Genomic DNA, 25,448 nt, shown 5'->3' with positions numbered 1-25,448 from the left:
ATGTCTGCTAACTTAAGTTTAGAATTAATAAAGTGTCTCATTAATCAGCAAGGAGTGGATGTAAATGTTAGAGGATTAAATGGAAAGACACCGCTGCATTATGCAGTAGAAATTAACGAGTTTGGTATGGTTGCACTCTTACTGAACAGGAAAAATATTAATCCACTGATCACTGATGATGATGGTAAAAGTGCGCTCTCTTGTGCAAGAGAAGAGATATTACAAGCACTAATCAATCACAAATATGGATTGGAGAAAGATAGCTTACTTCATTTAGCTGCGATGTTGAATGAAGCAAATGCTGTAAGGTTTTTACTCAACAAAGGAGTTAATGTTAATGAGCAGAATGCTTTACTACATACACCATTACACTTAGCGGCAGGAGCTGGACATGAAGAAATAGTAGAAATTTTAATTAGAGAAGGAAATGCGGATAAAGATGTTCTTGACGTGAGAAATCATGCAGCAATGCATTATGCAGTAAACAACAAGAAGCTAGAAGTAGTAAAATTACTTTCAAATCTTGGTGCGAATGTCAATATAGCTGGTAGCGGCAGAAATGCAATGAAATTATCTCCTTTGCACGTAGCTATAAGTAGCAGTAATTACGACGAAAGAGACTTATGTTTAGATATTGTAAGATGCTTAATAAATGTTCCTAATGCTGGAGTTAATTTACAAGACTATGAAAATAAAACACCACTACATTACGCTGAAAGACTTAAAACAGTAGAAGTATTACTAACCCGAGAGGATATAGATCCTTTAATTAAGGATGATAATGGCAAGACACCATTTTGTTATGCAAAAGAAGCAAATAGATTAGATATAGTAAAGATTTTAGCAAGTAATAGATACGGAGCTGATAAAAACAGTTTGCTTCATTTAGCTGCGAGAAAAGGATATGAAGACCTAATAGACGGTATTCTTGGTGAAGGAGTTGAAATAGATGCTGTAGATGAGAGTGGAAAAACGGGAATTTATGTTGCTGCAAAGCATGGTCACTTTAACGTAGTAAAGTTGTTGCTAAAGAGAGGAGCAGATGCCACGGATGTTTTTCAGTATGCAATAATAACGAACAATGCAAAATTAATAGAACTACTGAGTAAAGAGAAAGAAATAGTGTTATTTGGAAGACAGAAGAACTTTCCAACATTTCATTTATTGAGCAATAAATATTTTGAAGAAAGGAAAATAGCAGACAAAAAAATAAAGAAATATACCAATATCATCTGTGTCACTATAACAATATGCGCAATAGCGATAGTGGCTAACATTATAGCTGCGGTAATGGTGGGAATAGTTGCGCTCATAGCTGCAATAATAATGAGTAATTTAATTCAGAAGTATATAGAAGAAGCACTTGAAAAGAAAATGTTTATTGAACTCGAAAGTGAGAAAACAAGTGAGTGCAGTTCTATTTTAAGTGATGTTGAAGTATCATCTAATGATGGTGAAGAGCTAGCAATATGATATACGCTACATCTTTTTCTGAAGGTTTAAGGCCAGATCCGCACCTTAAAGTATCAGAGTGGGCGAATGAGTATCGAGTTTTAGCGCCAACTGCAGCATCAGAGCCAGGTAAATGGAGAACGGAAAGAACTCCTTATTTAAAAGAAATCATGGATTCACTATCTCCATCTTCTCCAGCGGAGAAAATAGTATTCATGAAAGGAGCGCAGATTGGTGGAACAGAAGCTGGTAACAATTGGATAGGCTATATCATAGATCAAACACCAGGTCCAATGTTAGTAGTACAGCCAACAGTTGAAATGGGAAAGCGTTGGTCAAAAGGAAGATTTGCGCCACTGATTGAAAGTACACCATGTTTAAAAAGTAAAGTAAAAGACCCAAGATCAAGAGATTCAGGGAATACTGTACAAAGTAAGGAATTTCCAGGTGGAATAGTAGTAATAACCGGAGCAAATAGCAGTGTAGCACTGAGATCTATGCCAGTAAAATATCTCTTTCTTGATGAAATAGATGCCTATCCAGGAGATTCAGGAGGAGAAGGAGATCCAGTACTGCTCAGCATAGCTCGAACCAATACATTTGCACGACGAAAGATTTTTTTAGTATCAACACCAACGATTCATGGAATAAGCAGAATTGAGAAAGAATTTGAAGCAACAGATAAGAGATATTTTTTTGTACCATGTCCGCATTGTAATTACTATCAAGTTCTAAAATGGTCACAAATGAAATGGGAAAATAACGACTCAAGAACAGCACACTATATATGTATAGAATGTGGTGAAAAGATAGAAAATCATCAAAAGACAGAGATGCTAGATCGTGGAGAATGGAGACCTACTAATAGAGTAAAAGGTGAGAAAAAAGGATTTCATCTTTCAAGTCTTTATAGTCCAGTTGGCTGGTATAGTTGGCAACAAGCAGTAGAAGATTTTCTCCATGCCAAAGAAAGTGAACAATTACTGAAGGTTTGGATAAATACTACGCTTGGAGAAACTTGGGTAGATAAAGGAGAAGTACCAGACTGGAAGCAATTATTTAACAGAAGAGAATTTTTTCAAATTGGCACAGTACCAAAAGGCGAAGTAGTTCTCACAGCAGGAGTTGATGTCCAAAAAGATCGTTTAGAAGTAGAAGTTGTAGCATGGGGAAAAAGCCGTGAAAGTTGGTCAATAGACTACCGAGTATTTGAAGGAGATACAGGAGGAGGAGAAGTATGGGGAAAACTTTCGGAGCTTCTGAGTCATCATTTTATCGGTAAAAATGGGCTTGAATATATGATAAGCATGATGGCGGTAGATGCTGGATATGCAACGCAAGAAGTATACAACTGGGTAAGAGGTCATCAAGGATCTGGAAGAGTAATGGCAGTCAAAGGTGTAAATAAAGCACTAGTACCACTTAGCAGCCCAAGTAGAGTAGATATAACAGTTGGTGGTCAAAAGCTAAAGAGAGGAATAAAGCTCTGGCCAGTGGGAGTATCGATATTAAAGTCAGAGCTTTTTCAATTACTTAATATTTTGAAAGAAGAAGAGGGAAAAGCTCTACCTGGATATTGTCATTTTCCGGAGTATGCACCTGAATATTTTAAGCAGCTAACGGCAGAGCAATTAGTCAGCAAGGTAGTAAAAGGATACACCAAACAGGAGTGGCAAAAGGTAAGAGAAAGAAATGAAGTATTAGACTGTAGGATTTATGCAAGAGCAGCATCGATAGCACTGGGAATAGACAGATGGCCAGAGAGTAAGTGGAATAGTTTGAGTGGAAAAATGGAAAGTAAAAAGCCTAAAAAAGTGAGACAAAGTAAATGGTTGAATGAGAAGTAAAATGTACAATCAGGAATATTTAAGTCAAGTCGAAGAAGCGATAAAAAAACTGCAAAGCGGAGAGCGAGTAGTATCAATTGCATATGGTGACCATGTGGTGAGATATGCTGAAGTTCAGATAAATGACCTGCTGAATCTACGGCAACGTATTAAGGCTGAACTGAAAGTTGCAGGTGTGAGACCGAAGAGAAGAATTGTGATTGCGACAAGTAAGGGAATTGACAAAATTGTGTAAAAATGTTATAGTTTAAAATTGGTATTTTCTAGTTAAAATATGGATCAAAGTCAAGAAAGGCTTAATGTTAATGTAAATTTTGAGGGGGAATTTGCTCACTACCTTATAGAAATGGCAAAAGTTCAAAATAGAACTATAGAAGAGGTTGTAAAGGACCTAGTGGAAGAAGAAATTGAAGCAAGTAAATTATCTGAAGAAGATGATGAAATAGATGAAGTAGATATAAAGTTGGCTAAGCTTTCTCTTGAGCGTGATGCTAGAGGTGATGAAGAAATTAGAAGTGAGGATGTAGATTGGAATAGAATATTATCTGCAAAAACAGTCTAAAGGTGGAGATACAAGCTGAGATACGATATTATCTATTCAAAAAAAGTTCTTGAGGAAGATTTTCTTGCATTACCACGAACGATAAGATCTAGAGTGAGAAGAGCTGTAGATAGTCGTCTTGCAACCAACCCTAAAGCAATAGGTAAAGCATTATCGCATGAATTCAAAGGGTATTTTAGGATACGAGTAAGTGATTATCGTGTAATTTATAGGATAAATTACTCAAAACACACAGTAACTATTACTGCAATGGGACATCGGAAGGACATTTATGAACGCAGCCCAGAATAAGCGTTGGTATTTGTGCAAGAGCCTCATGCATAATTTATAAAGTGTTAACAGCCAGACTCTCCAGCAGCTTGCTGTAATTTTTTAATGTCAAATTGCGCAACAAACTGCTGCATAATCAAAGAGGCAAAATGCTATTAAAATCGTTCAAACAACTATTTAGTAAGCCAAAAATCAAAAGCTCAGCATGGGATGCAGCAGGTTCAGGAAGAAGATTTTTTCACTTTCAACCAGAGTTAGGAAGTATAAACAATTTGCTGTCTCAAAGCCTTGAAACTTTACGTAGTAGATCACGTGATATGGTGAGAAAAAATCCATATGCAGCAAATATCATTGATACAATAGTAAGTAACTCTATTGGAACAGGAATAAAACCACAATCAAAAGCAAGAGATGGAGAATTTCGAAAGAAGGTGCAAGAATTATGGCTAAAATGGACAGATGAAGCAGACAGTAGCGGAGTAAGTGATTTTTATGGATTACAAGCTCTGATATGCAGAAGTATGATAGAGGGAGGAGAATGTTTTGTACGTTTAAGAACGAGAAAGCTAGAGGATAGATTTTCTGTACCGCTACAACTGCAAGTACTTGAGTCTGAACATTTAGATAATAAAACAAATCAAACTTTAGCAAATGGTAACATAATCCGTAATGGCATTGAGTTTAACAGGCTTGGGCAAAGAGAGGCATATTACCTATTTAAAGAACACCCTGGTGAAAGTACGTTTGGAGAATCAGTGAGAGTGCCAGCAAATGATGTTTTACATATTTATAGACCATTAAGACCTGGTCAGATTAGAGGGGAACCTTGGCTTTCTAATATACTGCTGAAGCTTTATGAGCTTGATCAATACGATGATGCAGAATTAGTAAGAAAAAAGACAGCAGCGATGTTTGCAGGGTTTATTACGAGACTTGACCCTGAGGCAAATATCATGGGAGAAGGTGAAAGTAATGAGCAAGGAGTAGCACTATCTGGCCTAGAACCTGGAACTATGCAACTTTTAGACCCAGGAGAGGACATAAAATTTTCAGAACCATCTGATGTAGGAGGAAGTTATGAAGCATTCATGAGACAGCAACTGAGGGCAATAGCAATAGGTACAGGAATAACATATGAGCAGCTAACAGGAGATTTAACAGGTGTTAATTATTCATCCATTCGAGCAGGATTAATAGAGTTTCGTCGTCGATGTGCTATGCTGCAACATAACATTATGGTATTTCAATTTTGCAGACCAGTATGGAGTAAATGGCTAGAGTTAGCAGTACTTTGTGGAGAACTGAGTATAGATGAAAAAGTAGTAAAAGCAGCGAAAGAAGAAGTAAAATGGATACCACAGGGATTTGATTGGGTAGATCCACTGAAAGACCAGCAAGCACAGCAAATGGCAGTAAGAAATGGCTTCAAGAGTCGCTCAGAAGTAGTATCAGAAATGGGTTACGATGTAGAAGAAATTGACCAAGAAATAGCAGAAGATCAAAAGCGTGCAAATAGTCTCAATTTAATGTTTGACTCTGATTGCAAAGGGTTATGATATTGCTAGGAAAGCCATTAATGCTTGAACCAAGGAGTTTTGAGCTACTATCGCTATACAAAGAAAAACAGCCAATTTTCAAAAATCACTCCATCAAAAGTAACGTAGAAAGAACTGCAATTATACCAATTCATGGAATTTTAACTAAAAAACCGGGTGCGTTTGATGAAATGCTCGGGATGACATCATATGAGCAAATAGAAGTACAAGTAAAGCAAGCATTAGAAGATAGTAGTATAGAGACTATTTTACTGGACATAGATAGTCCCGGAGGAGAAGTAAACGGTATTTTCGACTTAGCTGATTTTATCTACAGTGCAAGAGCAAAAAAGAGAATTGTGGCAATAGCAAACGATGATGCGTACTCTGCTGCATATGCTATAGCTTCTAGCGCTGAAAAGATTTTTCTCACCCGCACTTCAGGAGTTGGGAGTATAGGAGTAATAGCAAGTCATATAGATCAAAGTGGGTTTGATGAAAAATGTGGAATAAAATACACAACTATTTTTACAGGCAAGAGAAAGAATGATTTAAATCCACATGAGCCGATAAGTTCAGAAAGCTTAAAAAGTTTAGAGGAGGAAGTAAATCGCTTATATGAAATTCTGACTGAACTTATAGCACGTAACAGAGGACTTTCTGTACAAGCAATAAAAAATACAGAAGCAGGGCTATATTTTGGCGAGAGAGCAATAGAAATAGGCCTTGCAGACGGAATGACAATTCTTTCATCTATTAATAAAAACAGGAGTATTACTATGAATGAACAAACTACAAATGACCTAGAAACTGATAATTTAACCAAGTATCGTACTGAAGTTCTTGAATTAATACGTTTATGTAATTTATCGAAGATGCCAGAAAAGATAGGAGAATTTATTGAGCAAAGTGTAAGTGTTGAGCAAGCTAGGGAAGTTTTAATGGAATTACTTGCAGAGAGAACAAAGAAGACAGAGATACTGAGTGCAATACCACAGAATTCAGGAGAAGATTTGATGATACAAGTAGCTAAAGCTAGAGCACAATCAAGTATTTAAGTTTTTTTATAACTGCCGCGTACAACAATTATAAACATGGCGGTAAAACTAAAGGGGAAAATAAATGAGGAAATTTTATGAGTTGTATAAGCGAACAAAATAATCTTGGTGACCTATTAAAGTATGAGGTGTCAAGTCTATATTCAAGAGATCAGATAACAGTAGCAAAGGGACAAAATCTAAAACTTGGTACAGTAGTGGCTCTCGATAAAGATAACATGATTAAGATAATAAATCCAACTGCCACAGATGGTACACAAACAGCAATAGGTGTGATAACAAGCGATATAAACGCAACGGAAAACACCAAAGCAGTAATCATTACGCGTATAGCAATGCTAGCAGATCATGCAGTTGTATGGCCAGCAAATATCACTGAAGAGCAGAAAGCTGCAGCAATAAAGCAACTTGAAGGACGAGGGATCATTATCCGCAAGGGAGTTTAACTAAAATTAATAAGGAGAAAAAGAATGCAAAATCCATTTACAAATACAGCATTTAGCATGACGGCACTAACAAATGCGATGAATATATTGCCGATAAATTATGGACGTGTTGAAAATTTAAATTTGTTTCCAAGTAGGTCAGTAAGATTTAGACATATTACGATAGAAGAACACAACGGAGTGTTAAGTTTACTACCAACGCAGTTACCCGGAGCACCAGCAACAGTAGGAAAAAGAGGAAAAAGAAAAGTAAGAACATTTACGATTCCACATATTCCTCATGATGATGTAGTGTTACCAGAAGAAGTACAGGGAATAAGAGCATTTGGATCAGAGAGTGAACTGAAAGCGCTGGCAGATGTAATAACCGATCATTTGCAATTGATGAGAAACAAACATGCAATAACATTAGAGCATTTGCGAATGGGAGCGCTGAAAGGGATTATTCTAGACGCAGATGGCAGTGAATTATTAAATCTGTACAACGAATTTGAAATAACACCAAAAGTAGTAAATTTTGCCCTTGGAACAGCAACAACTGATGTAAAACGTAAGTGTCTGGAAGTACTCCGGCATATAGAAGATAATCTAAGTGGTGAATACATGACAGGAGTTCATGCCTTGGTAAGCCCTGAGTTTTTTGATGCACTAACTTCACATACTAAAGTGAAAGAAGCATACGAGAGATGGCAAGAAGGAGCAGCGCTTCGAAATGATATGAGGTCAGGATTTACGTTTTGTGGTATAACATTTGAGGAATATAGAGGGCAAGCAACTGACCCTGAAGGAACGGTGAGAAGATTTATTGAGAAAGATACAGGGCACTGTTTTCCAGTAGGAACAGCAAGCACATTTACGACATATTTTGCACCAGCAGATTTTAATGAAACGGTAAACACACTAGGACAACCACTTTATGCAAAACAAGAGCCAAGAAGATTTGATAGAGGAACAGATTTACATACGCAGTCAAATCCATTGCCAATGTGCCATAGACCTGGCGTATTAGTAAAAGTCGCTATAGCATAACATACTGGTAGAGTAATTACAAGTTGGTGAGGCACAGAACGACTCTACCGGTATGCGCTTTCTTAGCATGTAAAGGTTAGTATATCAAAAAGAAATATGCAAGAGAATATTAAGCGATTATTGGAGGATTGTTTTAAGCATCTAGGAGTGGAAGCCATATATTGTAATCGAAATAAGGAGGGTATTCGTAGAATAAAAGTGCTAATAAAACGTCCTGAGACTACGTACTCTCTAGGTGCAGATGGAGCATTAACTCAGCAAATTGCTTCTGTAGAAATACGTGATCAGGACGTTACTTCCTTTAGCATAGGTGATTATATCAAGATTGAAAAAAGGTTCTACAAGATTTTTGAACCACCGTTGAAAGATTCTTCAGGTAAAATATTAAAAATTGAGGCAATAGAAAGTGTTTGATATAAAAACTAGTAACAATATTAATGAAATAATCTCCAATGTTGAAAGAAAAGAGCAGAAAATAAAACTGGCAGCTATAAAAGCGTTAAACAAAACGGCACTATGTTTAAAAGCGCAAGCAGCTAAGGAAATCAGTGAGGAAAAGAAGATAAAATTAACGGTAATGAGAAAAAGGTTGCTAATCTTTAAAGCGAAAGCAGGTAGGTTAGAGGTTTTAATAAGAGCAAACTTGTATGATGTAAGGGCTTCATCTATTGGCAGTATGAGAGAAACAAAAAGAGGTACGAAAACAGGAAATCATGAGTTTATAGGAGCATTTACTGCAACAATGCCAAGAGGTTATAAAGGAGCTTTTAAACGTGAAGGAAGAGCAGCATTGCCAATAAAGGAAGTTAAATTGCCACTCGAACCTGAGGCTTCAAGGATAATAGGAAATCTTGTTAATTATGAGGTTGAGAAAGTCTTTACAAAGTTTTTTGAACGTGAATTGAGCTATAAAGGATGAATTTGAAAGATTTACATGATAAAATTTGTACTACGTTGAAGAGAGAAATATCAGCGATACAGACATGTGAAATTTATCCAGCAATAAGAAAAGAATTATTAGCGCCAGCGGTATTTGTAGAGCTTGTGAGTTTAGAATCGGGAAAAGATCCTGGAACAGAAGAATTAGCGCTAAAAGCAAGATTTGAAGCAAGGGTTGTAGTTGATGGAACAGTCGAGGATTCCTCGGTAGTTGTTAGAACATTAGCTACAGAAGTAGCAAGAGTAGTAAATAAAAATACTTGGAACGTGAAGAGTGTTTCACCAGGAGAATTTATCTCTGCAGAAATTGACGGATTTAGGCCAGAATTGGATGCGTATTTAGTGTGGTTAGTGGAGTGGACTCATGAAGTGCATGCGGGTAAATCAGTATGGTCAACTGGCATAATGCCACATGTTATTGAGATAGGTGAAGTGCATGTTAGACCATAGTTTTGCAATTTCAGAGCTAAATAGAAAAGTAGCGAATATCATTCGTATAGGCCTAGTTAAAGAAATAGACTATGAAAAAGCAAAAGTAAGAGTGAAAATAGGAGAATTTTTAACAGATTATTTACCATGGATAACAAGCAAAGCAGGAAAAGATAGAGATTGGTCTCCTCCAGATATTGATGAGCAGGTTATGGTATTTTCTCCTCTTGGTGAATTATCATTAGGAGTAGTGTTAGGAGGGATATACCAGGAAAAATACCCTGCACCAGAGAATAAAAAAGAAATAAATAGTGTGAAGTTTCAGGATGGAACAAGACTGTTATATGATAAAGAGAAGCATCATTTAGAGATTGAAGTAGTGGACAAAATAACACTGAAAGCTGGGGGATCAAGTATAGAAATGACAAAAAGTGGAATAAAACTGAAAGCAGAAAGGATCGACTTAAATTGAACAAAGGAATAGTGAGGTTAGGAGACTACTGTGGAGAAGCTATACCACATTTCTGCATTAGTGGGAGTAACAATGTTTTTGTAAACGGTAAGTCAATATGTAGACAAGGAGAAAGTTTTAGTGAAGGAAAAGTAATGATTCAAGGATCAAAAACAGTGTTTGCAAATGGTCTTAGTGTAGGAAGAGTAGGAGATATAGTTTCATGTGGGTTTAAAGTAATAAAAGGCAGTGAAAGCGTTTTTGCAAAATAGAAATGAAGGGTATGGATGCTAAAACAGGAAAAGAATTAGAAGGAATAGAACATCTGAAACAATCAATAATTGATATACTGACCACTCCTATTAACAGTAGAATAATGAGGAGAGATTATGGGTCAAGACTATTTGAGTTGGTAGATAAGCCAATAAATAGAGATTTAACTTTAGAAATCTACGCAGCAGTAGCAGAAGCTCTACAAAAGTGGGAGGAAAGATTTAAGCTAGAAAAAGTAAAAATGACAGAGGTGAAAGAAGGAAAAGTAACGCTTGACCTAGAAGGATTATACTTACCAAGCGGGAAAAACATTCATTTTGATGGAATTGTAGTTTAAAGATGCAGCAGCTAAATATTATCGAACCACTGAGCTTTGAAGAAATCTTTTCGAGAATGAAGGAAGAGTTAGTAAATAGAGATGAAAGTTTTACAGCATTAGTTGAAAGTGACCCAGCAATGAAGATATTAGAAGTAGCAGCGTGGAGAGAACTTTTGCTCAGAGAAAGAATAAATGAAGCAGTAGAGAGTAATTTACTTAAATTTGCAACGGGAGAAGATCTTGATAACTTAGCTGAGTTTTATGGAGTGGAGAGGCAGAAAGAAGAAGAGGACGAACGATTTAGAAAAAGAATCAAAACAAAAATAAAGGGGTGGTCAACAGGAGGAAGTAAGGAATATTATAGATATCATGCACTGTCATCAGATAAAAAAGTAAAGGATGCGCTGGTTGAGTCAAAAGTGCCAGGAAGTGTAGAGATCTCAATTTTATCCACAGAGTTATCCACAGTGCCAGAAGACCTACTTGAAATTGTAAAAAAGCAGGTTACCAGAGATGATATAAGGGTTTTAACAGATACAGTAACAGTAATTGGTTGCAATATTACGGAAATAGATATTCACAGCAGAATGAGCATAAGTCCTCTGATATCGAAAGAGGAAATCAAGAAGCAGTTTATTGAGAAGTTTGAAGCAAGTAGAAGGTTGGGATGGAATGTTACAAAATCATGGATAATAGCGAATCTATTTGTAGATGGTGTAGAAAATGTGGAATTAATAGAGCCAAAAGAGGATGTTGTAATTAGAGGAAATGAATGTCCTATATTGAAAACTTTGAATATTGAATTTATAGGTAAAAACTAATGCTTCTACCACCAAATGCAACAAAACAAGAACGTAGAATAGTTGAAGCAATAGATTATAAAGTAGATTCGAGCTGTATAAGAGGGTTTAAGTTCAACCTGAAAGAAGAAACATTACCATGGATAATAGAAGAATATGGATTAGAAGAAATTTTATTCTGGGTGAAGGATAAGAAAAAGGCTGTAACAGAAGGAGTAAAATTTCAAAGAGTTAGAGGAACGCTAACATCATTAAAAATAGCTCTAAAATGGGCAAATATAGATGAGATTACAATTATTGAAGAACCGCCTGGAAAACATTTTTTTGAGCTGCAAATTGGAATAAAGGATGTGCCAAATGACTTTTTTGTAGATGCAGTAGTAGAGCTGGCAAAACTATCACTGCCTGTAAGATCCAGATTGATGAGGATTTTTAACGATTATTATAATGCGCAGAGATTTATATTGGATGAGAGTTTATTTGGAGATCTTCTTTCTGATTATTCAGGGGTAAAAATAGAAAAAGATGGACCAGTGTTATCGTTTGGAAGAGTAAATTTTTTCAGGTCTAGTGGTCCAGTTATTAGGATTATAGAAAACTATCTACGCGATCATTATGAACGAGCTTTAAGCAATGATATATATCGCCTAGATGTAGCAGTACTTGGAGAAACAGAGACTCACACAAGGGATTATAAAGGCATTTATGAAAGAAGTCATCAGTGGTACAACTTAAAAGCACTATATCCATTACCACAGAGTTTATTACCATCGATTAAATTTGCAAAAGCGCAGATTGTACTGTCAGATAGCTGGAAATTAGGAGAAATAAATAGCTGTTTTCCGGTTGGTAGAATAGAAGAAGAAGGAAATAAATTTGTATTGGGAAACGATAAACTTTCAGGGCAACGTTGGAATTTAAAACACAAGCCAATTTTAGAAAGGTTTAGCGTCACTCATTTTTATCAAACAAAGAATTTCATTGACCAGAAAATAGTAGGATACGTTATAGCAGAACACAATGTTTACTATAAAAATGATTCAGAGCAAAAAGACTCAATACACGAATTAGAAAAGCACATTTTAGTGTTTTACCCGGGAGTACTGAAATGGCACGAACATCGACATTTGCACAGAAGTTGGAAAAATAGTCAAGTAATATGTGTAATAAGTTAAATACTTATATTTAGATCCTCATATATTATATTAATAATAGTTTAAAGTGTATGAAATAAAAAGAAAAGGACTTGCTTTCTCATGCTAAAAAGGACATGACTTGAATAGCAGCAGGTAAATATAAGAAATTTGTCTGGCGCTAGAAAAGCTAATTTTGTGAGGTATGAAATGAGTTTTAGCAAGTTTTTTAAAGAAGTATCAAGTAACGATATTAATAAAAGAAATGAAGAAGGAGAGACGATCTTGCATCAAGCAGTAGAAATCTCTGATTACAAAACAGTGAGATTATTAATAAAAAAAGGGGCAGAGGTTAATGCAAGAGATAAAAATGGTTATACGCCACTACACTGTGCAGTATTTGCGAAAAGCTTAGAAAATGTAAAAGTGCTGCTAAGAGAAGGAGCAGAAGTAAATGCCACTCAATATGTTACTGGATGTACGCCACTGCACTCTGCGTGCAAAATAGGAGGAGCAGGAGTTGAAATAATAAAAGAGCTAGTAAAGGCAGGAGCTGAAGTTAATCAACTGAATAAGTATGGTGCAACACCAATGTATTACATCTGGGAAAGTGAAAAGTATTGCCTATGTGATAGCAAAGAGAGTGAAAAGGCAAGTAAATTTTTGAGAGAAAAAGGAGGAATAACAAAAAGTAGAGAACTGACGTGCTATGGAATAGAGGGGCTAGTGGGAGAAATAGCAGACATGTTGAATGGGAGTTATTTACCAGAGTTAAAAATAATAGAGATAGAAGAAATAAGGAAGAGAGACAAATCGTTAATAAAGAAAGAATGTCAAAATTTAGCAAGCAAGATAATCAGCCAAGTAAATGAGATGATAGATGAGGTGGTGAAAAGGAAGGCTTAGGTTTAAAGAAAGGTAGGGGTAGATTATGATAAAGCTTGGTAAGAAAGAGAAATCTCTATTAGAGAGCTCATTTAAAAAGAAAGAGACGAAAAGGGAACTACATTATGCAGTAGACGCAAAAACAGTGAGATTATTAGTCGAAAAAGGAGCGAATGTGAATGCTAAAGATGTAGAAGGATACACAGCACTGCACCTAGCGGTAACGGAGAAACGTCTAGAAATCGTGAGGGAATTGATAAAATCAGGAGGGAATGTAAATGCGGAAGAATATGGAAATAAATGCACATCGCTGCACCTTGCATGCATGATAGGCGAAAAAGAGATAGTGAAAGAATTAGTGAAGGCTGGAGGAGAAATAGAACAAGCGGATAAATTTGGAATGACAGCAATGGATTATGCGAAAAACAGTAAGGAGATCACTGAAATATTGAAGAAAGAAATAGACAGAATTGAAAAGCTATTTATGAAGGGCTAAAAATATGGAGAAAGAAATAGAAAAGAAAGTAATGAATTTAGAGAAAAAACCTTTGGGTGAAATGAGAAAAATATGGAAGAAGGTATATGGGGAAGAGGCGCCTAGATACTCAAAGAAATATCTGATACCAAGATTAGCTTATAGAATGCAGGAAAAAGCGTATGGAGAAATGTCAAGAAAGGGGACAAAAAGACTAGAGTATCTGGCAGATCGGCTAGAGAAAGGAAAAAGAATAAGTAGCGATAAATTACCAGTAGAAGGGACAGAATTAATATTAGAGAGAGGGGAAGAGACGCATGCGGTAATGGTAACAGATAAGGGTTTAATCTACAGAGAAGAATTTTTTACGTCATTGTCAGCAGTAGCCGGGAAAATAATGGGAATGAGCTACAACGGACCTTTATTATTCGGGATGCGTGACAAAAGTGGAAATTGAGGAGAGAGAATGCTAAAAGAAGTAAGATGTGCAATATATACGAGAAAATCAAATGAAGATGGTCTAGAACAAAAGTTTAATAGTCTTGATGCGCAACGTGTAGCATGTGAAAAATATATAAAAAGCCGAGAAGGATGGGTAGCATTGGCAAAAAGGTACGATGATGGCGGATATTCAGGAAAAAACTTAGAAAGACCAGCAATAAAGGAGTTATTTGAAGATGTTAAAGGAGGAGAAGTAGATTGTGTAGTAGTATATACGCTAGACAGGTTATCAAGGGAAACAAAAGACAGCATCGAAGTAACGTCATTTTTTAGAAGACATAGAGTAAATTTTGTAGCAGTAACGCAGATATTTGACAATAATACGCCAATGGGAAAGTTCGTACAAACGGTGTTATCAGGAGCAGCACAACTAGAAAGAGAAATGATAGTGGAAAGAGTAAAAAATAAAATAGCAACATCAAAAGAACAAGGATTATGGATGGGTGGAACTTTACCGCTTGGGTATGATGTGAAAGATAAGGAATTAATAATAAATGAAAAAGAAGCAAAGTTGGTAAAACATATATTTGAGAGGTATATAGAGCTGAAGTCAATGGTAGAACTGGCAAGAGAGTTAAACAGCCAAGGGTACCGGACGAAATCAGGTATCTTTAAAAAGGCAACGGTGAGAAGAATAATAACAAATCCAATATATATGGGAAAAATTAGGCATTATGACAAACAGTATGAGGGAAAGCATGAAGCAATAATAAAAGAGGAAAAATGGCAAAAAGCGCAAGAGTTAATAAAGAATCAGCCATATAGAAAAGCAAAATATGAGGAAGCGCTGCTAAAGGGAATAATTAAGTGCAAGAGCTGTGATGTAAATATGACACTGACATACTCGAAAAAAGAGAATAAAAGGTATCGATACTATGTATGTAACAATCATCTAGGAGGGAAAAATTGTGAATCGGTAAATCGAACTATAGTAGCTGGAGAAATAGAAAAAGAAGTGATGAAAGAAGCAGAGCAATTATATGAAAAACGGGGAGAAAAAGCGGAAGAGTGGAAAAATTTAAGCTTTGGAAAGCAGAAAGAAGTAGTGAAAAAGTTAATAAAAGCAGTATTGGTGAGAGAGGATGGAATAGAGTTATGTTCTGAATCAGAGGAAAAATTTATATCAATAAAGAAGAAAGGAAATAAATGCACAGTAATCGAGCCAGAAGGAAAAACAAATAATGCATTGCTAAAAGCAGTGGTGAGGGCTCACCTATGGAAACGTCAGCTAGAGGAAGGAAAATACGCAAATATAAAAGAGCTGAGTGCTAAAGTTAATATAGGTACAAGACGTATACAACAAATTTTAAGATTAAATTATTTAGCACCAAAAATTAAAGAAGATATAGTAAATGGGAGGCAGCCAAGGGGTTTGAGGTTAGTGGATTTAAGAGAAATACCGATGCTGTGGGGTGAGCAATTAGAGAAATTTTATGGATTAGGGGCGTAATTACACCATTTATAAAAAGAACAAAAGGAGAGAAACTGAAAACACCAAAAACTATTGAAAGGTATTGCTGAGAAATAGGAAAAATAGCCAAATTGCCGCTACTGCAGTTGATATAGAGGAATCAAGGACCATACCAAAAGATGTTGAGATTGATATAGAAAAGTAAATCAATGTTACAAAAGTTGACACCTAATTATGCGAAGATATCAATATAAATATTGAAGATTTTAACAGACTAGATACGACAATGGTAGAAAATGTATCCAATTTTAGCTGCATATTTTAATAGTAGATCTGGAGTGTAAAAGGCAGCCCAGCCATTGTATGTTCCATATCCTCATTTTGTAGCCAGCTTAAAAACAACATAAAAGAGTATTCTTAGAAGACATTGGTACGAACTCCTTAACCTATAAATTATAGTAGTTTATATTTAAATAATAATCTTCAACTTTTTTAGCAAATCAATCTACCTAGAAACTTCTCTCCTAGGATCAGAAGTCCTTCTTAACTCTTCACGTTCTGTCCATTTGTTGTTAGACTCGCTTATTACTTCAGGACGCATTAATCCACCAGATCTTTCAAAATATCCCTGTTCAATAGCATCGTAGACCCAGTAGTTACCAAGCTCGCAATCATTGCCTAACTCTTCTTCGCGACCTTTGAATTTTTCTAATATTTCTTCTCTATTACTCACTTCTACTATAATTTTGCTTTTATTCTGTACGTCAGGATACAGCCTAACGTCTACATTTCCCAAACTGGTATAGAAAGTTAATACTATATCGCTGCCTTCTGTAAGATCTGTGTAATTCCTTATGCCATCTTCAGTTTTAATTTCTACTTCACTTTTACCGATCTTTACTATATTTCTTCCACACTTTACATCCCCATCGGTTAGACCTAAATCCCTTGTCCCATCTGTTATCTTTATAATGTCTATTTTACTATCTTTAGAATATTCTAAGTAAAAAACGGAGTTGTCTACTCTTACATCTTTTAGCTCGCTATTGGTTGCATTTTTTGCGATTTCAATAAACTTATGAGAATTGCTAACATAATCTATATAAGCTTTTTTTAGGTTAGTTTTATGCTCTTTAAATTCTGGTGTCAGTGTGTTAGCATCAACTGTATTACCAAACACTGCCCCTTTTGATACTAATTGACATATTATATTACTAGCAACTTTAGGATTTTTTTCCAACTCACTGATTTTTTTCATCACATAATCGGTAAAAGTGTATTCATTACCTGAAAAGAAATCTTGTGAAAGAGAATAGTTTAATCGTACACCAGACTTTATAGCATCGTTTACAATCTCTTCAAGTTCAGCCATGTTTTGAGCCTGAAACACCTTATCAGAAAACTCATTTAACTTTTCCTTTTGATTTGAGGTTAAATTAACGAGTAATTTACTGACCTGTCCTTTCTTTTGCTGACGATAAATAATATTTTTATCATAATCTAATGCTCCTGCTTCTAGAAATATTTTTCTTAACTCTTGAGCAAGATCTTCATTGTCCCAAGCAAAACGTTCAACATATGAGAACACTTTTGACTCACCCATTCCGTGCCGAATATTTAGCACCACTTTTAGGTCTGAGTCTCTTTTATGCTTACTTAAAAACTCCTTTAAATTTTTAGTGCAGTCTGAATCTAGTGCAAGTAAGTCATACAATTCCTTATTCATCTTTTTCTGTTTATCAGTTAAAAATAATTCTTCTATATTATAGCAGAGTTTATTAGTTGCTATTTGTTGTGGAGTTTTACCCTTTCTACTTGTTATATTAGGGTTAGCTCCTTTTGAGAGGAGAGAGTTTGTATTATCGTAATGACCTTTGGCAGCAGCAAGGCATAATGGTGTTTTTCCTTTATTATCTTGTATGTTAGGATCTGCGCCTGCTTCTAAGAGTAAATCTATAGCCTGATTTCCTATGCGACGAAATCCACCAATATTTGCTCCTGCAATTGCATGCAATACTGTTGATTGAGATTCTCCTCTTCTTAGGTTAAGAATTACTTTTAAATCTTTATTGTTTCTATTATCATATAAAAATTCTTCAAGGGGCTCAGTATTATCAAATGAACCACAGTTAGAAGCTAAACATTTTAGAGCACTAAGTAACTTTTTGTTTAAATTTTTTTGACTTGGTGTAAGGTCATGATCTAGAGCAAACCAAACACAAATTTGCTCGCTTAGTCCAAGTTTGCTATCAATTAAAGAAGGTAGTTCATTATGATTTCTAACTGATGGTAAGTCTCCTGAGTACCACATATCATTCATCAGCTCATTTAATAAATGCTCTTTAGATGATAGATGTTCTATAATGGACTCATATTCGAAATCATATAGTTCTGATTTGGATTTTGGCTTTAGTAGATTGATGATAGATTTTACTATCCCAGTAGACTCACCCATACTTATCCCTCTAAGCTAAGATATATGATACATTGTATGCGATATGTAACATTAAGTCAATAACCATAATCTTTTTACTGCTCACGTCGTTAAGCTTTTGTTAAGTTTTTATGGTGAGTAACAATGGAGTATATAGAGAGGTTAAAAGTTGCTTATGACTCCAAATTTGAGCTAATTTTACTATAAATCAACATGGTTAAGACCTATACTTGATATCACTACTATAAGAGCATGATGCTTTAAAGGAGCACGGAAACTGCTGAAGTTTATACAGTAACCTGCGGAGCCACTTCAGCAGAATAAACAAACACATGCCAGTATTAGTAGAGAATTATTTATAAGTCAACTAACTTTTTCAAAAATATTTTAGCAAGAACATCAGTGTTGTGAAAAAAAGTTCAAAACCTTCCAGCCTTGGTAACTATTTACACAATACATACTTTTAGCTCTTAGCTATCTAAGGAATTCACTGGAGATTGATTACTATAAATGTAATTCATATTATGCTTAGTAATAAATGTATCGGAAAACGAACTTTTAACAGCACTCCATGTACTCGTATCAGGATCATTTTGTTTTCCTTCTATAACTTTGTCACAAAACTTCCCGACAGCATAACCTACTTAAGATGACTATTTCTTAAGACTAGATCACTGATTAACTGCTCGAGATAGACCTGCTTGTTTAACATAAGGTTGTTGGAGACTACCTGGCTGTTGACCAAAAGCAACCACAGAGCTATGTCTTACATCTACCTCTACAAACTCATTACCAATTTTTATAAGGGAACCTTCATCTGTTGCACCTTTATTAAAAACAGCATATATCAGTTTCACTTTGCCAGCATCAGTAATTACCTTATACGCTTCACCTTCTTTATATCTTTTCAACTGGTCCTTAGCATCTTTTTCTTTTTTATCCAATTCTCCTTTCTTAGCAAATTTTAGCTCTATTCCAACTGGGGGGTATTCTTTTTTTTGATCAGTAGCATTTATAACCAACATAACATCCAACTTCTCTCCACCACCTATTTGAAATTCAGTAATAACTTTTATATTATCTTCTCCGTAGCTACTAAATAAACCATGCAATACAGCTTGAAATGTAGCCTCATTGCTTATTAATGATTTGAAAGGATGTAGTATATGAGAAATTTCTTCAAATAGTTTTTTGTAATCATCATATTTACCAGATTCTATAGCTTTGCTCAAAGCTGCTTTAAATTTTTTATTTTCCACAATTCGAGTAAAATTACCTTGTAAAATTTCTTTACCTCTTTTGTATTTGTCCAATGAGTCATACGTATTTACTGTAATTCCCTTATTCTTATTACAGTACTGATCAAATGGATTCTTATTACTAGGCGTACTGTATAAGTTACAGGTTATTTCTTGTATCTTTATGTCATTGACGTTTTGAATTCTCCTAATATTTTCAATAGGAATTCCTTTATTATCTGGCACTCTCAATGCAAATTCATTTTTTTCATTTATGTTGAGTATAAGCACCTTCTTACCTAAAGTTAGCACTATAGTTGTAACACAATCCTCAATACTTTCTTTTGCTGCTTCTGGGCGTTTCTGTGATCCAGTAACCATTTTATCATTTTGATCATAAATAAAAATATGTTTACCTAACTTTTCACGCTTAATAATATTAGAAATAAGTACTAGCTGACCTAAGATCATTCTGCTGACATAATTAATATTATCACTTCCACCATTGCTCCAAACAATTCCATAGTAAAGATACTCTAGCTGTGTTCTTATCACCTCAGCATTCGTTGCTTCAGTGCCAAGTATAGCTCTTCTCATAATAGTCAGAATAAAAAAGCAGAATCAACAGCTTGACGGAAAGACTTAAAAATAGGGATATTTTTTCTAGCTCTGTTCTTTATAGCAAACCACTGATGCTCAATTTTGTTAAAGTCTGGAGAATATGGAGGAAGATAAAGAATTTCAGCACCAACTCCTTTAGCAAGATTATCTATTTTTTTAGATTTATGAAAAGTAGCGTTATCAAGAATTACAGTTTGGCCAGACCTTAAAATTGGAGTTAAAAACTGCTCAAACCAAGCCTCGAAAACATCCTTATTGCAATATCCTTCAAAGGTCAATGGAGCAATGATTTTCTCTTTATTTAGAGCTGCAATCATACTGACCCGCTGAGCTTTTTTACCTGATTTTAGTGAATGAAACCTCTCTCCTTTTCTGCAGTATCCGTATGGGTAGTCTTCTGTATTATCTATTCCAGATTCGTCAATATATACAAGATTTTCATGACGTTTTGTTGCTATAACCTTTGAAAAGTGAGCTCGCTTCTCTTCATTTCTTTCTTTATATCCGTAGGTCTTTTTTTCTTGTAAATCCAATATTTTTAAGTGCACGGTGAATCGTTTGTCTACTGATATTGCCCCAGAGTTTAGCCATCTCTGACTGAGTTTTGCCACCATGGTTTTTTGCAAATTTGGTAAAAACATTCCAGTCAGTAATTTTATGGTTATATCCTACGCTTCCAGGCTTTTTTGACTGAAAATCTCCCGTTTCCTTACGTCTTTTCTGCCACTCATATAGAGTTGTTTTTCCAATTTTAAATCTCTCGGCAACATTTGCTCTACTTTCTCCTTCATCCAATGCTTCCATTGCTTTTTTCCTTAAGTCGTAACTATACGCTGCTGGCATACAAACCCCACTACCATAAATCCATATCTTAACTTGTTTGGATTATTATGAGAAGAGCTATAACTTTTCTATTACAGAATTACCTTCTCGACTAAGAAAATTTTCTACATCAATTTTAACATTTTCGTGATGAACCATGTCAAAATTTAATCCTACACAAATAGCTTCATTAGCTATAGTAATCATTCTTATAGAGTTAGAAAAAGAGCCCTTAACATAATCTTGTGCTTGCTTCAATGCTTTTATCACTGTACTTATCTCACCAGTACCTGCTTTAAGCTCAATAATAATAGGAATAGAGCTTAGCGACTTATCAGAACCGCGCACAAGCAAAATAATGTCTGCGTAACCTTTTCCAGCAAATAATTCGAGATAAAGTTTTAGGTGAAAACGATACTTAAAATTTATCAAAAACCCAGCTAAAAACCCATGATGACTTGATTCTTTACCGCTAAATAGAGTTTCTTTTTCATATTTCTTATAGACATTTGTAATATAATTAAACATTCTTCTAGCGTTCTTTTTTACTTCTTCGAAATCTTGATTACTCAATTTTGAAATTAAGCTCTCTAGGTCTTGTTGGTCACGATCTTTTTCTATTTCTGTAAAACCTTTTTGTGAATAATCAGTCTTTTTACTAAAAGCTGGATCAACCTTTCCGTGCTTTACTTCTTTTCCTGTAATTGTTATTTCATGCTCTTCTTTTTCTAGTTTATCAAACTCTGCTCCCATTTTCCATTTCTGTGCTATTTTTTCTAACTCTCCTTGAGAGAACTTTAGATGCATGTTACCATCAACTTGATCAGACATCGTTATACACTTAAGTCCCTCATTAGTTAATATAGCTATTTTTAAAGTTCTATTATCATCAAAACGAAAATGAAGTTTTTTAATACCAATTTTAGTAGCAAGTTCTGTGTCTAATACAGTAGCAAACATACCAAAAAAGAAACTAGGGAAAAAGCCTGGCTTTCCAACTGAATGCAAAAAAGAAGGAGATTGATTGATAAACGATTGGAACCTTTTTTGAAAATCTAGGAACTCGTCTTTTGATTTATTTCTCATTAACAGAAGCTGTACCAACTCAAGCGGCTTGACATTACTTGGCATATTACTCCTATTTGCTATGGCTTAAAGATTTTATATTATATGGGGTATCAGTCGTACTGAGACTTGACTGTGGCAAAGTATCACCAGCTTCACGCAAAATTGATTCTTTAGAAGCTTCTTGAGCTAATTTAGAAAATACTTGTTCTCCTAACTGCAATTTTTTACCCCCATGAAATAACTGAATTTTACTTAATACAGAATCTTTAACCTTTATCATCTCTTCACCACTCATTTCTTTTACGTGCTTTAATATCTTCCCTAATATTTCTTCTTTACTTACCCCTTGTCTACTTGGATCCACAATTAAATTTGCTATTGTATATGTAACTGAATAGTCTACAAAAATAGAGGAAATAGATTGCTCCCCGCGGTCTTGAGTTTTTAATTTTATTATACGTTTCCAAACATTCATCATACATTTTTTTGTTTCTTCAGACAGATCTGGATTCTTCAGTACTTGATCTGATAATGAAGATAAAAAAGTTGTGTAACGTTCACATTCAATCTGACTACACAATCGGCTTAATTCCATAAAAGAATCAAAGTAATACTGACCTACTAGCACATTCAACACTGCATAATAAGTATTTTCCTTATAATCTCTATCTAGTAATTTTTTCTTTTGCTCATCATCCATTTTAGACAGGCAAAACTCTATGGTGTCTACTTCTTTGTAACCCTTTACTGCAGATAAAGCTGCTTCAATTAACAGATCATCTTTATCTTGACTAGAAATACTGGAATCATTGTGTAATTTATTATAGAAGAACTCTATACCTTCTTCCCAGTTTTTATTAGAATTTATCTGTATGGATTTTTGCAAACCTTCAACTGATTTATATTCGTTTAGTTTTCCAATCTGCTTATCAATAAGAAAAGACCAGAAAGCTTCTATAGGGCTAGTTTCTTCGATATTTTCCAATAATTCTCTTCTCAGATCATCATCAGATCCATCTTCTTCAAAGGCACTTCTCTTAAATCTCATAAATACTTGTTCAAATAATCCAGGAATCTTATCTTCTAGACAATATTTACATGCCAAGTAATATCTATCTGCAAGATCAAGCGGATTTTCTTTTCCATTTTTATTTTTTTCTTCAGTTAGCCTTTCACCAACAGCTTTATTCTTTAATTTTATTCCATCCCAACAAGAATTATCAGAGAATATATCAGAAAAAAAAATTAGTTTTTCCTCATCAAAATCTTCAATTAATTGAATATAAGCCCTCAACCATCTTTCTACTCTAAGGTGTTTTCTTGCTTTAACTTGATTATCGTCGCCTTTAATAGCACCTTTTAATATATCAAGTATTTTATTGTAATTGTGATCCAAACCAGATTCCATACCCGCAACCCCATTTTGTATTTTAATATAAACTTTAGTCTAGTAAATTATCGTTGCCAAGCCAATCTTTTTCTCCAAACCTTACCACTGCACAACAGGAAATTTCTTGAGAGCCAAGTATGATATTTTCATTCTAATAATTAATTGTAAAACACTTTTACTTACGAAAAAATAGACCTTGCTGTAACTAAAGAAATTCCTATTTTAGTGCCACAAAAATTTGAATTATTGACTCTTCCTAAGATTGCAAAAAGGGTCCTATATTTGTGAGAACAAGCCGCGTAAAAATAAGGTTATAAAAATAGAAGATTTAAATTATTTTCATAAGCTTAGGCAAAACAGTTCGTACGTAGGTTTAGTAAAAGTGAGCCAATATAGCTGATTTCAGCGTATAATGAAATTATTATCTAGAAAAGTTCGTATGTATCGTTTGGTAGTCCAACGCATCCCAAAACAAACTCTTCTCTCATTAGCTGGTTTTGAGTTCTGGAAATGGTTATCTTACTTAAGATCTTAATAATACATTCTGCTAAATTAATACTAGTTTATTTTAGAATAATAACTAAGGTAGACTTATAAAAAACAGAATTTAAAATAAACAAAACGTCATGTATCTCTCATATTAAGAGGCTTTTGTTGAGAGTTATTCAAGTCTAAAAAAATTTTTCAAATTGAGGATTGACAAAACTTAGAAAAGGGATATCTTACTCGAAATGGTATCAAGTTACTATAGTGTATGTTAGACGTAACAGTTTCCATGTTTTTCCATTCATAGAGGGGTAATTATGCTGCGTTCAGATATTCCAAAAGTTTTGTTTTCGTCTATTAAAGAGGATGATCCCTATAGAGCATCTAAGCTTTTTCAAATTGAGCGCTGGTGTTATGCAAATTGGGACTTGCACAAAAGGGGTGGTAAAAAGAGGCACAATTTTCTTTCACAAGTGCTATCTAATGAGGATTGTTGGAAGAAAGTAGACAATTTACATAAAGTTAAACTTGATAGGCAGGTGATAGGTAAAAAGCTGATAATGCCAGGCAGTCCCTTTAGTAACCCTAGCTATGAAATTGCCTGTAGGTGCTGCTTAGAGGAAGATATTATTGCTTTATTTGAGGAAAGAAAAAAAAGATTATCAGCTCAAGGTAAAAGTAGTCTGTTGGAGTATGGTCACTTAGTTAAATCTTTAACAAGCGACCTTTTAACAGGTTTTTGGTCACATTTTGTTAGCGGTTACATCTCTAAACTAAATCTAGATGGTCGTCATCCATATGAATATGGACTTAAATGTGCTATAGATTTGAAACAAGCGGAAGCAGTAGAATTCTTCTGGAATAAAATAAAGTCATTACCTGAAGATGAAATGGGCTCACAGAAAAAGGATGAGATCTTCATGAAGACAGCAGTGTATGCAGCAGGTAGTCGTTGTAATAGTTATCCTGAAATATTCGAGTTTTGTTTTAGTCAAATAAGTCCTGATAAATATCCAGAACTTCTAAAAAGAGACTTAGCTGAAAATGGTTATTATGGTAGTTTGAATACACTACAGGGTGCACTTCGCTTTGATAAATTTCAGGAATTATTTGATTGTTTAAAGCCAAATGATGTTCCAGAAGATGATTATAATATCTGGTTAGACATGGAAATCAAAAAACATTCAGAGCCTTATGTAAGTGAAAGTGTAAAGCTTTTTATGCATATGTGGATGAAGGAAGGATTTGATAGCCATCGTGCTTTAGTGATAAGAGAGGAACTAGAGGATAAATCACCTCTTTTCTGTACAGTTTTATTAACACCTTTAGTAGAAAAGGGCTGTATGGAACCAGTATGGGCGTTATTAAATAAAGCTAATTCTGATCAGGTTAAAGAGTTTATGTGTTCTAAACAGGCAGGCTACATACGATCTATATTGGAAAAAAGAGATGCTGATTCATTGAATAAGTTTCTAGCATATAGAAAGTCTACAGATGAAGAGTTCACTAGCTTAACTGAAGTTGAATTAAGCAAAGCATGTGAGCAATTAGGGTTAGGCAATTAAGGTATTATA

The 25,448-nt window shown here is 34.7% G+C and carries 27 protein-coding genes; 22 read left to right on the top strand and 5 right to left on the bottom strand.

Translation table 11 applies throughout. From position 1 onward, the window contains the following. From ABWU56_RS05460 to ABWU56_RS05360, 21 genes are all read left to right on the top strand, one after another. Positions 1–1,473: an ankyrin repeat domain-containing protein gene (locus tag ABWU56_RS05460; RefSeq protein ID WP_264377055.1), complete on the top strand. Its 1,473-nt coding sequence runs from the start codon at positions 1–3 to the stop codon at positions 1,471–1,473. Then, positions 1,470–3,299: a phage terminase large subunit family protein gene (locus ABWU56_RS05455; protein ID WP_265028106.1), complete on the top strand. Its 1,830-nt coding sequence runs from the start codon at positions 1,470–1,472 to the stop codon at positions 3,297–3,299. The genes ABWU56_RS05460 and ABWU56_RS05455 overlap by 4 nt, the downstream gene beginning before the upstream one ends. A gap of 1 nt (position 3,300) precedes the next feature. Next, positions 3,301–3,534 (top strand): gpW family head-tail joining protein, encoded by a 234-nt coding sequence (locus ABWU56_RS05450; protein WP_143688830.1) that lies wholly within the window; start codon positions 3,301–3,303, stop codon positions 3,532–3,534. 39 nt (positions 3,535–3,573) lie between these two features. Then, a complete protein-coding gene (locus tag ABWU56_RS05445) occupies positions 3,574–3,861 on the top strand; it encodes a hypothetical protein (protein ID WP_143688829.1) in 288 nt (95 codons plus the stop codon). Positions 3,862–3,954: 93 nt separating this feature from the next. Then, complete coding sequence (locus ABWU56_RS05440) at positions 3,955–4,152, top strand: type II toxin-antitoxin system RelE family toxin (RefSeq protein WP_237350101.1); 198 nt, start codon at positions 3,955–3,957, stop codon at positions 4,150–4,152. A 128-nt stretch (positions 4,153–4,280) separates the two neighbouring features. Beyond that, the gene (locus ABWU56_RS05435; protein WP_265028107.1) at positions 4,281–5,687 is read left to right on the top strand and encodes a phage portal protein; all 1,407 of its coding nucleotides are present in this window, start codon (positions 4,281–4,283) and stop codon (positions 5,685–5,687) included. Next, on the top strand, positions 5,684–6,724 hold the full coding sequence (locus ABWU56_RS05430; RefSeq protein WP_265028108.1) for a S49 family peptidase: 1,041 nt from the start codon (positions 5,684–5,686) through the stop codon (positions 6,722–6,724). Before ABWU56_RS05435 ends, ABWU56_RS05430 begins: the two co-directional genes overlap by 4 nt. A 77-nt stretch (positions 6,725–6,801) precedes the next feature. Next, on the top strand, positions 6,802–7,170 hold the full coding sequence (locus tag ABWU56_RS05425) for a head decoration protein (RefSeq protein WP_265028109.1): 369 nt from the start codon (positions 6,802–6,804) through the stop codon (positions 7,168–7,170). A 24-nt stretch (positions 7,171–7,194) separates the two neighbouring features. Then, positions 7,195–8,199 carry a major capsid protein gene (locus ABWU56_RS05420; RefSeq protein ID WP_265028110.1) on the top strand — a complete coding sequence of 335 codons (1,005 nt, stop codon included), beginning with the start codon at positions 7,195–7,197 and terminating at the stop codon, positions 8,197–8,199. Between the two features lie 96 nt (positions 8,200–8,295). Continuing rightward, positions 8,296–8,613, top strand: a complete 318-nt coding sequence (locus ABWU56_RS05415; RefSeq protein ID WP_264685669.1) for a hypothetical protein — start codon at positions 8,296–8,298, stop codon at positions 8,611–8,613. Beyond that, complete coding sequence (locus tag ABWU56_RS05410) at positions 8,606–9,118, top strand: phage tail protein (RefSeq protein WP_353279580.1); 513 nt, start codon at positions 8,606–8,608, stop codon at positions 9,116–9,118. The genes ABWU56_RS05415 and ABWU56_RS05410 overlap by 8 nt, the downstream gene beginning before the upstream one ends. Continuing rightward, the gene (locus ABWU56_RS05405) at positions 9,115–9,588 is read left to right on the top strand and encodes a hypothetical protein (protein ID WP_353275410.1); all 474 of its coding nucleotides are present in this window, start codon (positions 9,115–9,117) and stop codon (positions 9,586–9,588) included. Before ABWU56_RS05410 ends, ABWU56_RS05405 begins: the two co-directional genes overlap by 4 nt. Beyond that, positions 9,575–10,039 carry a phage baseplate assembly protein V gene (locus tag ABWU56_RS05400; RefSeq protein WP_353275408.1) on the top strand — a complete coding sequence of 155 codons (465 nt, stop codon included), beginning with the start codon at positions 9,575–9,577 and terminating at the stop codon, positions 10,037–10,039. The genes ABWU56_RS05405 and ABWU56_RS05400 overlap by 14 nt, the downstream gene beginning before the upstream one ends. Next, positions 10,036–10,290, top strand: a complete 255-nt coding sequence (locus tag ABWU56_RS05395) for a PAAR domain-containing protein (protein WP_012481797.1) — start codon at positions 10,036–10,038, stop codon at positions 10,288–10,290. Before ABWU56_RS05400 ends, ABWU56_RS05395 begins: the two co-directional genes overlap by 4 nt. Positions 10,291–10,292: 2 nt before the next feature. Then, positions 10,293–10,628, top strand: coding sequence for a GPW/gp25 family protein (locus ABWU56_RS05390; protein WP_353275406.1), 336 nt, complete (start codon positions 10,293–10,295; stop codon positions 10,626–10,628). A gap of 2 nt (positions 10,629–10,630) precedes the next feature. Further along, entirely contained in the window at positions 10,631–11,431 is an 801-nt protein-coding gene (locus tag ABWU56_RS05385; RefSeq protein ID WP_353279576.1) for a baseplate J/gp47 family protein, read from the top strand. Next, positions 11,431–12,585, top strand: a complete 1,155-nt coding sequence (locus tag ABWU56_RS05380) for a phage tail protein (protein WP_353275403.1) — start codon at positions 11,431–11,433, stop codon at positions 12,583–12,585. The genes ABWU56_RS05385 and ABWU56_RS05380 overlap by 1 nt, the downstream gene beginning before the upstream one ends. A 168-nt stretch (positions 12,586–12,753) precedes the next feature. Continuing rightward, positions 12,754–13,449, top strand: a complete 696-nt coding sequence (locus ABWU56_RS05375) for an ankyrin repeat domain-containing protein (RefSeq protein ID WP_265028112.1) — start codon at positions 12,754–12,756, stop codon at positions 13,447–13,449. A 25-nt stretch (positions 13,450–13,474) separates the two neighbouring features. Further along, positions 13,475–13,924, top strand: a complete 450-nt coding sequence (locus ABWU56_RS05370; protein WP_265028113.1) for an ankyrin repeat domain-containing protein — start codon at positions 13,475–13,477, stop codon at positions 13,922–13,924. A gap of 4 nt (positions 13,925–13,928) precedes the next feature. Further along, positions 13,929–14,360: a DUF2924 domain-containing protein gene (locus ABWU56_RS05365; RefSeq protein ID WP_264687084.1), complete on the top strand. Its 432-nt coding sequence runs from the start codon at positions 13,929–13,931 to the stop codon at positions 14,358–14,360. A 9-nt stretch (positions 14,361–14,369) separates the two neighbouring features. Continuing rightward, positions 14,370–15,854, top strand: a complete 1,485-nt coding sequence (locus ABWU56_RS05360) for a recombinase family protein (RefSeq protein WP_265028114.1) — start codon at positions 14,370–14,372, stop codon at positions 15,852–15,854. Between the two features lie 466 nt (positions 15,855–16,320). On the opposite strand, the gene ABWU56_RS05355 is transcribed toward ABWU56_RS05360, so the two are convergent. From ABWU56_RS05355 to ABWU56_RS05335, 5 genes are all read right to left on the bottom strand, one after another. Continuing rightward, positions 16,321–18,270: an ankyrin repeat domain-containing protein gene (locus ABWU56_RS05355; RefSeq protein ID WP_265028115.1), complete on the bottom strand. Its 1,950-nt coding sequence runs from the start codon at positions 18,268–18,270 to the stop codon at positions 16,321–16,323. A gap of 650 nt (positions 18,271–18,920) precedes the next feature. Further along, on the bottom strand, positions 18,921–20,084 hold the full coding sequence (locus tag ABWU56_RS05350) for a hypothetical protein (protein ID WP_265028116.1): 1,164 nt from the start codon (positions 20,082–20,084) through the stop codon (positions 18,921–18,923). 5 nt (positions 20,085–20,089) lie between these two features. After that, a protein-coding gene (locus ABWU56_RS05345) for an IS630 family transposase (RefSeq protein ID WP_265028085.1) occupies positions 20,090–20,951 on the bottom strand; the annotation gives its coding sequence in 2 pieces (ribosomal slippage) (positions 20,090–20,627 and positions 20,626–20,951; 864 coding nt in all). A 57-nt stretch (positions 20,952–21,008) separates the two neighbouring features. Further along, positions 21,009–22,061, bottom strand: coding sequence for a hypothetical protein (locus ABWU56_RS05340; RefSeq protein WP_265028117.1), 1,053 nt, complete (start codon positions 22,059–22,061; stop codon positions 21,009–21,011). Between the two features lie 7 nt (positions 22,062–22,068). Further along, a complete protein-coding gene (locus ABWU56_RS05335) occupies positions 22,069–23,406 on the bottom strand; it encodes a hypothetical protein (protein WP_265028118.1) in 1,338 nt (445 codons plus the stop codon). Between the two features lie 785 nt (positions 23,407–24,191). On the opposite strand from ABWU56_RS05335, the gene ABWU56_RS05330 reads away from it, so the two are divergent. After that, the gene (locus tag ABWU56_RS05330; protein WP_264686106.1) at positions 24,192–25,439 is read left to right on the top strand and encodes a hypothetical protein; all 1,248 of its coding nucleotides are present in this window, start codon (positions 24,192–24,194) and stop codon (positions 25,437–25,439) included. Positions 25,440–25,448 lie beyond the last annotated feature (9 nt).

The organism is Wolbachia endosymbiont (group B) of Horisme vitalbata (assembly GCF_964028625.1).
Lineage (GTDB): Bacteria > Pseudomonadota > Alphaproteobacteria > Rickettsiales > Anaplasmataceae > Wolbachia.
Note: the sequence above shows the minus strand (reverse complement) of the source record. Positions and strands in the feature narration are given on the sequence as shown.